The sequence below is a fragment of the Kitasatospora sp. NPDC086801 genome (assembly GCF_044745805.1).
GTDB lineage: Bacteria > Actinomycetota > Actinomycetes > Streptomycetales > Streptomycetaceae > Kitasatospora.
In genome coordinates this window covers 1-10,986 of the sequence record NZ_JBIVAX010000077.1, presented here as the reverse complement: position 1 = coordinate 10,986, position 10,986 = coordinate 1, and the positions used below count along the sequence as shown (strand labels likewise).

Genomic DNA, 10,986 nt, shown 5'->3' with positions numbered 1-10,986 from the left:
TCAGCACGGCGCCAGCCCCGCGATCTGCCGGAGGCGGCAAGGCCACACGTTCAGGCGACGACAGAACGGACTTAATCTCTCATTCCGCCCTCTCATAGTCCCGGGGAATACGCTTGCTATCGCTCAGCGCGGACGCCTCTTTGCGCGTTTTGCGATGATTTCACTCCTTAAGCCCAAAAAATCAACTGGCCTTGACCATCAGGAAAGTGAGGCGACGAATCACATCACCCGCCGGGTGTTTGCTTCAGCGCGGCGAATCCTCTGACAGGCCGCCCGGGGCCGTGGGAGAGTGAGGCGCCGGCCGGTGACTCGGGTTCTTCCCGGCCGCGTTCCCGACGGGGAACTTGAGAATGATCAGTGCCCGATCGGGGCGCGGGGATTGGGCTGGCCGGCCCGGCGGGACTGTCTTTGCGTGATGCGCCTGGTCATGAGGGTGATCGCGGCCCAAGTGATCAACGACTCGGAGTGCTGGATCAGCCGTTCGTAGTCCCTGGCGTGCCGGCGGGCGTGCGTGATCCAGGCGATCGACCGCTCCACCACCCAACGGCGCTTGATCACGACGAAGCCCTTCACGCCCTTCGGCCGGCCGACGGTCTTGAGGGTCAGGTTCAGGTACTTCTTCGCCCAGCCGCCCAGCTTCGGGCCCGCGTAGCCGGAGTCGGCCCAGACGATCGTGATCTCCGGATGCATCAGCCGCAGCCGGAACAGCACTTCCTTCGCCGCGTCGCGGTCGGTCATGTCGGCCGGGGTGACCATGACGAACAGCGGCAGGCCGTGGGTGTCCACGACCAGGTGGCGCTTGCGGCCGTTATCTTGAGCCAGCACTTCCGTGTTCTTCATGTGTGTGAAGTTCGCTGAATACCTGTTTCTGAGGGTGTACGAAGCGTTCGGCTGGGCCGGGAATCGAACGGGTGGTGTCTCGGGCGTGGGTCCGCGCGCTCGCGCTGCTGACCGGGGAGGCTGGGCCGGGTGAGCGTCGAGAGCGAGTTCCCGGTGAGCGCCGAGCAGGTCTATGCGGCCCTGGTCGCGCTGGGGGACGAGCCCGTACTCGATCCTGAACTGTGGCCGCAGGGTCCGGAGGAGGGAAACCGCCGGCGGCTGCTCGGCGTGCTGCTGGCCAGGGTCGAACTGGAGGTCACCGCCGCGACGAGGCTGGGGGTCGACCAGGACCAGGCCGAGGTGCTGCTCGGGTGGATGGACCAGGCCGGCCCCGGCTCTGCGGTGTCGACCAACGCGCTGATCAACCGGTTGCAGCGCACTGGCGTGCAGCTCATGGGCCTTGACCAGGACGAGACGCCCCCGGGCCGGATGGCGTCGGCGATGGCGATCGCCGTCGCGGTGGACGCGCTCGGCGCCCACCTCCACTTCGAGGCCGGCGACGTGGACGGGGTCCGCCGGGGTCTCGGCCGGACGGAGGCGGCCCTCATCGAGATCCTGCGGAGCATCCACGACCTGCGGGCGGAGATCGGCGACGCGGAAGAGGAACCCGACTGAACCGAGACGGTCAGGTGCCGGCCGCGGGCCGGACCGGCGTGGCGAGGAGCAGAAGGCGGCCGGCCGCGGCGACGGGCCGGAAGTCGAGACGCACTGTTCCGTCGCCGAGGTCCACTGCCCACAGACTCTCAACGCTGGCGGGCGGCCAACCGTCCTCGTCAATCTCCATCCGGAAGTGGACCTTCACGTGGGCGTCGCTGATGTTCGTCACCGCGCCATCATCCACGCGGCCTGGAGGGGACCGACCTCCGGGGCTGAGGGCAGCTCAACGATCAAGGTCTCCCAGGTGACGGTCTATCGCCTCCTCGACCTCTCCCATCTCGAACCAAGATCAGCGGCAACCGGACCTGAGACGCCCGGCGAAAAGCTCGCTTGAGCGACAACGAGATGTGAGACCAGCGAAGTGATCGGGTCTCACGACCCTTTGCATCAGCCCAGCTCGGGCACCATGTCACCGGCAAAGATCAAATGAGACGGGACACGATGATCCGACCACCGGCGGATGCTGAGGTCGGATCATCGGCCCGGAGGTGGTTCGGTCGAACCTCCTGGACGGGTGTTCGCCAGGCGCTGCGTCAGTTCGGCCGGTCGTTGCCCCGGTACAGCTGGGCGCCAGCGACGACGACCTGCCGGTCAAGGTCCGGGTGGGCGTCGAGCTCGTCCGCGCTGCGGTAGCCGAGGACGGCACTGGTGCGGGTCGTCCCTCCGGTGTTGGCGCCCACCGTGTGGAAGAGCGTGCCGTCGAAGAGCAGGACGCCGCCGGCGGGGACCGGCACTGGCACGGCCTGGTCGGCGAGGTCGGCGAGTTCGGGGTGCTCGTCCATCCAGGTGCCGCCGCCGTCTGGCTGCGGGACGCCGACGTACGGCGCGCGGTGGGAGCCGGGGACGATCCAGGTGCAGCCGGTCTCCACGGTCGCGTCCTCGAAGTACACGACGGCGGTCAGCAGGCCGCGGGTGGGCTGGAGGATGTCGCGGTGCAGCCGCACCTCCTGGGCACCCGGAGCGTTGAGGGAGCCCTGGTTGTGCCGGTTGAGAACGTAGACCACGTTCGGGCCGAGCAGCGCGGTGAGCGGCCCGGTCAGGGCGGGGTGGGCGACGAGGCGGTGCATCAGGGCGCGGTCGTGCTGGTAGAGCCGGTATACCTTGGCCCGCCCGGCCGGGAGGCGGGCGGCGCGGGCGCGGACGGCCTCGGCGACGTCGTCCAGGAGGCGCTGGGGCAGACCGGCATCGGGCAGGCGCAGGTAACCGAGGTCGCGGAAGTGGCGGGCCTGCTGCTCGGTCAGCACGGGCGAGGTGGTGGTGGGCACAGCGGTTGATCCCCTCTCAGGCGGTGCGGCCGAAGGCGGCCAGGCGGTCCGGGGTGCCGAGGTCGGGTGCCGCGGTGCGGATGTCGAAGGCGCCGACCGGGTGTCCCTGGCTGATCGCCCAGGGCATGAACTGCCGGTACAGGTCGGCCTCGCCGGGGTTGGCCAGGCGCCGGGCGTACTCCTCGAACAGGGCCCGGAACGGGGCGGGGGTGAGGATGACGGCGCCGGTGCTGGTGGCTTGCCGCAGCCCGCTGCGGCTCCCGGCCGGCAGGGTGGCGTCCACGCCTTCGAGGGCGTGGACGACGTGCTGGCCGTCGGGGGCGAGGAAGAGCCGGCCCGCGTTCTGGGCCGAGCGGCCGGGCGCGGTGGTCACGGTCCACGTCACCGCCGCCGGGCGGGAGCGGTGCTCGGCGACGGCGGAGGGCAGCAGGGCGGTGGGGAAGAGGGTGTCGGCGGGCAGCACCACCGCGGCCGGGGTGTCGGGCAGGTGGTCCAGGGCGGCGTAGGCGGCACCGGCGGTGCCGAGCGGGTGCTGTTCGCGGTGGATCGTCAGCTCTGCCTGCCGGGCCGAGGGGTGGGTGAGGGCGTACGTCTCGACGGCGTCGGCGCCGGTGGCGGGGTCGGTGCTGGTGAGCACGGCGATCCGGCGGAACCCGGCGGTGGTGAGCTGGGTGAGCGCGTGGCCGAGCATCGGGGTGCGGCCGGTGTCGGTGTCGATCGGAACCAGAACCTTCGGCGTGCGGTGCAGCTCGGCGTCGGCCGCGTCCCGCAGCCGGCTGCCCTTGCCGCCGGCCAGGACCAGGGCGACGGCGCGGGCGGGCAGGGAGACGAGCTTGCTGGTGTAGTAGGGGGCGGTGGTGTCGGTGGTGCTCCGTTCGGTCACGGGGGTCCTCCCGGGTGGCGGGTGGGTGAGCGTGGGGTGCCGCACCTGCCCGCCCCCGGGTCACAGGAGGTTCAGCGCATCCAGGGCGAGGTAGGCGGCGGCGGTGTCGGTCATCTCGCCGCGGCGGAGCACGCGGGCGCGGAACTCCGCCAGGTCGAGGGTTACGACGTCGATGAACTCGGTGCGCTCGGGGGTCGGTTCGGCGACCTTGACGCAGTCGGTGGCGAAGAAGGCGAAGCGAAGGGCGTTGGAGTACGCGTCCAGCCAGTACGGTCCGGCGGCGTGGACCTCGCCCTGGTAGCCGGTCTCCTCCAGCAACTCCCGGGCGATGGCGTCCAGCGCCTCCTCGCCGGGCTCCAGGAAACCGCCGGGCAGCTCGTAGAGCACCTGGTCCGGGCCGGGCCGGTACTGGCGGGCGAGGATGACCTGCCGGTCGGTGGTGAGGGCGAGTACCGCGCCGGCCGGGCGCTCGCTCTTGAGGTAGAACTCCTCCTTCCGGCCGTCTGGCAGCTCGAACTCGACGCGGTCCACGGACCGGCCGAACTTGCTGAACACGGTGGTGCGTTCGATCTCGCGCCACGACGCGGTGGTGGTGTCGGTCGTCATGGCCAGGACTGTACGGCTCCGGCCCGGCCCAGGCGGCCGTTCCGCTGTTGCTTGTCGGCCGGTGCCTGGTGGCGGGTGGGGCATGTCCAGAAGACCACCGGATCGGGTGACAGCGGCAGGGCAGATCGGTAGGCAGTCCGTGGCCGTCTCGGTACGCTGAGTTCTCTGCCTGGACCGAGGGTTGGGGGCGGGGCATCGTGGCGAACGTGCTGTTCAAGCGCGCGCGGCTCGCGCTGGGCCTGACGCAGCGCCAGGTCGCCGAGCGGGTGCGCGCGCTGGTCGAGGCGGTCACCAGACGGGAATCGTCGTTTGACGCCGGCTACGTCTCGCGCATAGAACGTGGCCTCATCACCTGGCCGCACGAGCACTACCGGCAGGCCCTCTGCGTCGTGCTGGGGGCGGGGACGGCGGCCGAGCTGGGCTTGATCGCCAAGCAGGTCCACCACCGCGAACACCCCGATGAGGTGAGCTCCTCGAACCGCCGAGACGTTCTCCAGGCAGCCCTGGTCGCCCTGCTGCCGCCCGCGCCGCCCCTGTCGCGCCTGCGCATCGGCGACGTCCGGGCCATCGCCTCTCGCACCAGCGTCCTGGAGCACTGGGACCGGGCCGCGGGCGGCCGGGCCGTGCGCGACTTCGCGCTGCGCGAGCTGCAGGCCGCGGTGGCACTCACCGAGGCGTCGACCAGCCCGGCCGTGCGCGCCGCATTGCTCGGCACGATCGCCCGCCTGGCGAACCTGACCGCCTGGTCCTCCTTCGACGCCGGCCTGTTCGACGAGGCCCGCCCGCTCTTCCAGCTCGGCCTCACCGCCGGCCACGAGCACGGCGACGCGGGTCTGCTGTGCCATCTGGCAACCAACGCCGCCCGTCAGGAGATCCACCTGCGCCGCCCCGAGCGGGCTCTGGAACTGGCTGGCCGGGTGGACGGGCGCCTGCCCGCCGCCGCGCGGGCGATGCTCGCCGCCGTGCGCGCCCAAGCCCACGCCCTGGGCGGCGACGAGCGGCAGGCGGCCCGCCACCTCGTGGCCGCCGAGCACGCCTACGACAAGGTCACCGACCTCGCGGCCGGCCCGGCCTGGACTCAGAGCATCACCGAGGCCAAGGTCGGCAGCGACAGCGGCTTCGCCCTCTACCTGCTGTCCGCCGCCACCGGCCGCGACAACCCCCAGGTCGTCGCCGACCTGCGCCGGGCTGCCGAGGCCGACACGGCGCAGGCCCGGGTACGGGCCATGGCCACCGCCCGCCTGGCCACCGTGCTCTACCGCCGGGGCGAGCGCGCCGAAGCCGACCAGCACGCCGCCCAGGCCCACGACCTGGCGGCCACCGTCGGCTCCGCCCGCCTGGCCACCGCGCTCGCGGACATGCGCCACGCAGCCCTCCGGCACTGACCCACGATCAGCAGCCCGCCTGTCCGGCGCCGGGCTAGAGCCGGATCCCGTTGCGGAGCAGGAGAGTGGCCAACTCGGGATCGTCGTCGGGGCTGGCTCCGTGGATGTCGCCATTTCGCAGCGCCCACACGCCGCGCAGGCTGAAGTCGACGGCGACGCACAGGATCTCGCCCCGGTAGTCGAGTTCGTAGTACGTGCAGTGATCCAGTTCGGGGATCGCACGCTGCACGCGCTCGGTGATGTCCGCGCCTTCTCTTTCTTCAACGGGCTCGGCGGCGGTGTCCTGGATGCCGCTGATGACCGCGCGCAGGTCGATGACGGCCACGCCGTCCGGGACGTCGATGTTGCCCTTGCCGAAGCGGAGCCAGCTCGGGACGGCGCCGGCGTCGCGGGCGAAGGCGAGCTTGGCGGCGGAGGAGGCGTTGGGCGCGGAGTCGATCTCCACGACGATGTCGGCCGCGCCGAGCTGGCGGATGACGGTGTCCAGGCGGCCGTAGCGGCTCGCGCCGGGCGGGACGACGGGCAGGCGGAGCTCCCGGTAGGGCTGGGCGCGGAAGGGGCCCTCCAGCGAGCGGCCGAGCTCGCCGACCTGCTTGGTCAGCAGCCGGGTGATCGCGGCGGTGCCCAGCACGCCCTGCGCCTGCCGGGCCTCGGTCAGAGCAGCGTCCGCCCAGTCGGCGAACCAGTCGGAGAACTCCTCGGCCATGTCGTCCAGTTCGTCCGTGCCCACGGGGCGGGGACGGCGGCCGGTGAGGTGGTGCGGCCAGCCCTCCGCCCAGTGGGCGTGGTCCAGGATCTTCAGCACCCCGCCCGCGGCGGAGGCCCGTCCGGCCTCCGCCTTGGTGGGCAGCATCGCAGCGGCCTGGGCGGTCACCCGGACCAGCGCCGCGTTCACCTCGCCCTGGCGGCCCGTCAGCGCGGCCTCGGCCCCGAACGCGCCCTGCAGTGTCTTGGCCGCCCAGACTGCCCACCTGGTTCTCCACGAAGACCAACAACATCGACGACCGAGCCCAGCACCACATGCTCGCCTCCGCAGCCACCCAGGCCCTGCACGAACTCGCTCACCTCACCAGCACAACTCCCGCCGGCCTGGCTCACGCGCTCCCCGCCTTCGGCGCCGACGAAGGCCCCGTCCGGGCCACGACCGCCTGCCACCGGTGCACTGCCCGCCTCGGTATCCGCGAGCCCGTCCCCGTCCACCTCCCGATTCACCACAAGGTCTGCACACAACACGGGATCTGGCTCAGCGATCTCGGAGAACACCACCTCGACCTCTCCCTATGTCCCGAGATCACCACCGCCCAGCACCGGGCGAACCGCCTCCTACGACGCTTCACACCCCAGCAACTCACCCTCGCCCACCAAACCGCGGCCACCGCCGTCGCGCCCTGGCCGGCCTCCCCAGCCGCCGTCCCGCATCACTGGAGATACCGGCTCCTCGCACTGCAGACCCACAATCACCAACGCGGCGTCCCGACCGACCTCGATGCCTACACCGGCCTCGGTACTGGTGGGCTCGCGTATTCAACTGTCGCGGGTTCCCCGAGAAGCCCAGCCCAATGGTGACTGGTTGTGACCGCCAGCGGCGTATCGGGGCCAGGCAGGCGGCCTCGTCGGCATTGAGCTGGAGGGCGCCACCCTTGAGTTGGGGGATCGAACCGGGATCTGGATCTTCCCAAGGGCAAGGCCGGCTCCGCGTACCTCAAGTACTGTGACTTCGCATGATCGAATCCGAGATTGAGATCAGCGAGGATCTGGTCCGTGACCTGCTGCGGGAACAGCATCCGGACCTGGCCGAGCTACCCATCCGCGAGGTGGAGGGTGGCTGGGGCAACCAGATGTGGCGCCTCGGGGACGAGTTGGCCGTCCGGATGCAGCGGATGGACAAGCTCCCCGATCCGCAGCTCAAGGAGCGCCGCTGGCTGCCGGTACTGGCCTCGCACCTGCCGCTTCCGATCCCGACCCCGGTGCGGAGTGGGGCACCGTCCGAGCGCTTCCCCAAGGTCTGGACCGTCATGACATGGGTGGAAGGCACGCCGCTGGACCACGGTTCGATCACCCGCGGCGACCATGCGGCCGACATGCTGGCGGCCTTCCTCAAGGCGCTGCACGTGGAGGCTCCCGCCGACGCGCCTGACGCCTCGGACCGCGGCGGTCACCCCAGGGAGTGCACGGACGGCTTCGAGGACTTCCTGCAGGCCGTGGAGCTCGGCGGCTTCGCAGAGGACGACATCCGGGCCGTGTGGGCCGACGCGGTTGCAGCTCCCGATTGGGAGGGCCCGCGGGTGTGGGTGCACGGTGACCTGCATCCCGCGAACGTTGTCATCGCGGACGGCACGCTGGCGGGCGTCGTCGACTTCGGTGCAGTCTTCGCCGGCGACCCGGCCTGGGACCTTGCGGCCGCCTGGGTGCTGCTCCCCGCGGGCGGCGCCGCGCGGTTCTTCGACAGCTACGCGCAGGCGGATGAGGCGGCGATCCGACGGGCGCGCGGGCTGGCCGCGATGAAGAGCCTGTTCCTGATGCTGATGGGCCAGGCCGGGGACCGCGGCCTGCCCGGCGGCAAGCCGAACTGGGGGCCCGCGGGCCGGTCGGCACTTGATCGCGTTCTGAAGGGCCTTTGACCGGGTGTGATACTCAACTGTCGCCAGTTCCCCGGGGAGCCCAGCCCGCCGGTGACCGGGTGTGGTCGCCTGCGGCGTACCGACTCCACGTCCCGCCGGTTTCTCGGAGGAGTCGGCTGGTGGTCTTGTCGTGGTAGCCGAGGGCGTCCGCGACAACGGGGGCGGGCAGTTCGAGGAGTTGCTGTCGGATGGCGGCGCCGCGGGCGGCGGCGACCGGGATGCCGATCTCGCCCAGGAGCGCGGAGAGGTGGTCGGGGCGGGCTGGCTGGCCGGCTCGGCGGCCGGGGAAGAGCCAGCGGGATGCCTGGTTGGTGGCGGTGTTCATGTTGCCGCGGTCCGCGATGTACGCCAGCAGCAGGGCCGCTACCGGTGCGGGGACGGGCGAGGCACCTTTGACCTCTGATCAGTTCATTGATCAGAGGATGGTGGACTGATCTCAGGTGGGGTGCTGCTGGCCGCTGGGAACACTCGACTAGCGACATCCTCGGGAGCCGGAGACAAGCCGAGTATCTCCATCGCGGTGATGGACCTGAGGCGATCCCTGAGTGCGGCGTCATCAATCCGGTCGATCAGAGCAAGCACCTCCTCACGCGTGTGATCCTGGAGCAGTTCCTTGGCAACTCGATCAGCCTCAGCGGTCAAGCGCCGTTGTGATCGTTTTGACTGCAGCGCAAGGGCTCCACCACAAGTCCCGATGAGCACGCCCCCGAGACTAGTCATCAGGGCCGCCGAGGGGCCGGCGGACGGGCCGTGACGCATCAGAGCCAGGACACCACCGCAAAGCAGGATGGTTGCTCCAGCGGCCATAAAGATCAAGCTGAGCAGGGAAAAGCGCGACGCCTCCTTGAGCGCCAGGGCCCGGACCTCAGCAAGGAACACCTGGCGCGGATCTTCACGTGTAGGTGGTGGTGGAGCCGCATGGAACGCGCCCGATCCCAGCTGAACGATTCGGTTGTTGTCGCCAGTAAGGACGAGGCCGCCCGCGTGCTGCCGGATGTCGATGCCGAGCCGTCGCTCGTTGTCCGATTGCTCAGTAACCACATCGTCCTGATCCTCTGACATGAGAGCCCCTCGTAGGTCAGGCCAGCCACTTGGCGAGGTCATTCGCACCAACCGTAGCGACAAGCGGTGGCGGGGGAGGCTGCACGTCCCAAGTTCATCGCATCAGCGTTGGCGACTACCGCTACGACCTTGCTGTGGAGGCGGAGGCACACCCAGAAGAGAATGACTGACCGTCACCAGGGCTCCGTTATCGGACGCGACCGCAAGCGCTCGACCTGCACAAACGTCATGCATCTCTTATTTCACCCCGGATACGCTGTGGAACACCCGCTACCTGGACGCCGCGGTCGAGCAGCTGCGGGCGCTGCCCGCCGACCAGCGCGAGCACGACGTCCTGGACGAAGACGTCGCCCGCCTCTCGCCCCTGAAGGCCGGCCATCTGAACGTCCTGGGCCGGTACGCCTTCACTCCCTCCCAGCCCGAGGGCGCCCTGCGTCCGCTGCGTGACCCGGACGCGGTGGACGACGACCAGGACGACGAGTAGCCCCGGCGGCCCAACCATGAGGAACGGGTGGGCCGGGGCGTCGTTGAGCCGGTGTGCGGGCCCGGGCCCGCACCCGACGAAGGGAGTGGAAGGTGCCGAACGTGGCCACCGCCGAGCAGAGGACGGCCCAGCGCCGCATGGTCGGCCGGGTCAACGCCGGCGGGGTACTCAACCGCGATGGCCTGGCGTTCTGGCGCGAGGCCGACTGCGGGGAGTTCTACCCCGACGCCGACGAGGTCGCCCAGGACCTGGCGGTGCTGCAGGTGCCGTGCGAGGTGGTGACGGCCTACCGGTTCCCGCTGGCCAACAGCCGCTCCCAGCGCCCGCGCAAGGGCTACGAGGTGCGGATCGCCACCAAGGACCTGCCGTCGCTGGAGGTGTGGATGCCCTCGCTCAAGGACCGCCCGCCGATGCCCGAGGACGCGCCTGGCTGGAGCTTCATGTACTTCCAGCCCAAGCCGGGCCGGATGGAGATCTTCTTCCACACCCGGTTCGCCGCAGCCTGGCCGTGGTGGACGGAGAAGCAGGCCGGGCGGATGGGCCTGCTGTGCGCCGAGTGCGGTTACGACCTGCGCAAGCAGGACGACGAGAGGCGCCTGCCCTACAACATCCCGACCAAGCCGGGTGGCTTCCGGCTGGTGTGCGGGGTGTGCTGCAACGACGGCAACGACGTGATGGACCAGGCGGACCGGGCTGCCGCCGCCGCGATCGTCGCGGCCGCAGTGACCGCGCCCGTCCCCGCTCCTTCTGCGCCGTCCGTCCCGGCCACCTTCACCGCCGGCGGTGCCTCGTGATGCTGGTCGCCGAGCTCAAGGGGTTCCTGAACCGGATCGAGTGCGAGCTGCCCGCCGACGACGCGGAGCACATCCGGCTGGGCGAGTGCGCGGTGGAGCAGCCCCTGGCCCTGGTCGCCGTCGAGAACGTGGTGCTGCCGCCGGCGGTGCTCGCCGACCTGGAGCAGGTGGCCCGTGACTCCGCAGGGTGGTAGTCCTCAGACCGAACTCCCGAACTCATCGCTCCAGCGCCTCGCAGCCGCCGCACAACTCTGTTGGGTGCGGTTCGTTTCGAGTGAAGCTGCTGATCAAGCAGTGAGGGTGTAGTTCTGCTGATCGGGGGTGGGATAGAGGCGCTCGTGCTCGTGGGC

The 10,986-nt window shown here is 70.5% G+C and carries 12 protein-coding genes and 2 pseudogenes; 6 read left to right on the top strand and 8 right to left on the bottom strand.

What is annotated here, in order from left to right; all coding sequences use genetic code 11:
- Window positions 1-408: 408 nt before the first annotated feature.
- Window positions 409-823, bottom strand: a pseudogene (locus ACIPLC_RS37660) (transposase); the annotation flags it as partial.
- A gap of 146 nt (window positions 824-969) precedes the next feature.
- On the opposite strand from ACIPLC_RS37660, the gene ACIPLC_RS37655 reads away from it, so the two are divergent.
- The gene (locus ACIPLC_RS37655) at window positions 970-1,494 is read left to right on the top strand and encodes a hypothetical protein (RefSeq protein WP_363629853.1); all 525 of its coding nucleotides are present in this window, start codon (window positions 970-972) and stop codon (window positions 1,492-1,494) included.
- A gap of 10 nt (window positions 1,495-1,504) precedes the next feature.
- Here ACIPLC_RS37655 and ACIPLC_RS37650 read toward each other — a convergent pair whose 3' ends face one another.
- The 4 genes from ACIPLC_RS37650 to ACIPLC_RS37635 form a co-directional block, all read right to left on the bottom strand.
- Window positions 1,505-1,705 (bottom strand): hypothetical protein, encoded by a 201-nt coding sequence (locus ACIPLC_RS37650; RefSeq protein WP_400477575.1) that lies wholly within the window; start codon window positions 1,703-1,705, stop codon window positions 1,505-1,507.
- 364 nt (window positions 1,706-2,069) lie between these two features.
- The gene (locus tag ACIPLC_RS37645; protein WP_400477574.1) at window positions 2,070-2,801 is read right to left on the bottom strand and encodes a phytanoyl-CoA dioxygenase family protein; all 732 of its coding nucleotides are present in this window, start codon (window positions 2,799-2,801) and stop codon (window positions 2,070-2,072) included.
- A gap of 16 nt (window positions 2,802-2,817) precedes the next feature.
- Window positions 2,818-3,684 carry an NDP-sugar synthase gene (locus ACIPLC_RS37640; RefSeq protein WP_400477573.1) on the bottom strand — a complete coding sequence of 289 codons (867 nt, stop codon included), beginning with the start codon at window positions 3,682-3,684 and terminating at the stop codon, window positions 2,818-2,820.
- 60 nt (window positions 3,685-3,744) lie between these two features.
- A complete protein-coding gene (locus ACIPLC_RS37635) occupies window positions 3,745-4,290 on the bottom strand; it encodes an NUDIX hydrolase (protein ID WP_363632900.1) in 546 nt (181 codons plus the stop codon).
- Between the two features lie 206 nt (window positions 4,291-4,496).
- Between ACIPLC_RS37635 and ACIPLC_RS37630 the strand changes: the two genes are divergently transcribed.
- Entirely contained in the window at window positions 4,497-5,675 is a 1,179-nt protein-coding gene (locus ACIPLC_RS37630; RefSeq protein WP_400477572.1) for a helix-turn-helix domain-containing protein, read from the top strand.
- A gap of 34 nt (window positions 5,676-5,709) precedes the next feature.
- Here ACIPLC_RS37630 and ACIPLC_RS37625 read toward each other — a convergent pair whose 3' ends face one another.
- Window positions 5,710-6,570: a hypothetical protein gene (locus ACIPLC_RS37625; protein ID WP_400477571.1), complete on the bottom strand. Its 861-nt coding sequence runs from the start codon at window positions 6,568-6,570 to the stop codon at window positions 5,710-5,712.
- Window positions 6,571-7,396: 826 nt separating this feature from the next.
- On the opposite strand from ACIPLC_RS37625, the gene ACIPLC_RS37620 reads away from it, so the two are divergent.
- Window positions 7,397-8,296: an aminoglycoside phosphotransferase family protein gene (locus ACIPLC_RS37620; RefSeq protein WP_400477570.1), complete on the top strand. Its 900-nt coding sequence runs from the start codon at window positions 7,397-7,399 to the stop codon at window positions 8,294-8,296.
- 13 nt (window positions 8,297-8,309) lie between these two features.
- Here ACIPLC_RS37620 and ACIPLC_RS37615 read toward each other — a convergent pair whose 3' ends face one another.
- Window positions 8,310-8,621 (bottom strand): hypothetical protein, encoded by a 312-nt coding sequence (locus ACIPLC_RS37615; protein ID WP_400477569.1) that lies wholly within the window; start codon window positions 8,619-8,621, stop codon window positions 8,310-8,312.
- Window positions 8,622-8,704: 83 nt separating this feature from the next.
- The gene (locus ACIPLC_RS37610; protein WP_400477568.1) at window positions 8,705-9,358 is read right to left on the bottom strand and encodes a hypothetical protein; all 654 of its coding nucleotides are present in this window, start codon (window positions 9,356-9,358) and stop codon (window positions 8,705-8,707) included.
- 256 nt (window positions 9,359-9,614) lie between these two features.
- On the opposite strand from ACIPLC_RS37610, the pseudogene ACIPLC_RS37605 reads away from it, so the two are divergent.
- From ACIPLC_RS37605 to ACIPLC_RS37595, 3 genes and pseudogenes are all read left to right on the top strand, one after another.
- Window positions 9,615-9,842 (top strand): annotated as a pseudogene (locus tag ACIPLC_RS37605) (Tn3 family transposase); the annotation flags it as partial.
- Window positions 9,843-9,934: 92 nt separating this feature from the next.
- On the top strand, window positions 9,935-10,636 hold the full coding sequence (locus ACIPLC_RS37600) for a hypothetical protein (protein ID WP_400477567.1): 702 nt from the start codon (window positions 9,935-9,937) through the stop codon (window positions 10,634-10,636).
- Window positions 10,636-10,830 carry a hypothetical protein gene (locus tag ACIPLC_RS37595; RefSeq protein ID WP_400477566.1) on the top strand — a complete coding sequence of 65 codons (195 nt, stop codon included), beginning with the start codon at window positions 10,636-10,638 and terminating at the stop codon, window positions 10,828-10,830. The genes ACIPLC_RS37600 and ACIPLC_RS37595 overlap by 1 nt, the downstream gene beginning before the upstream one ends.
- Window positions 10,831-10,986: the final 156 nt, after the last annotated feature.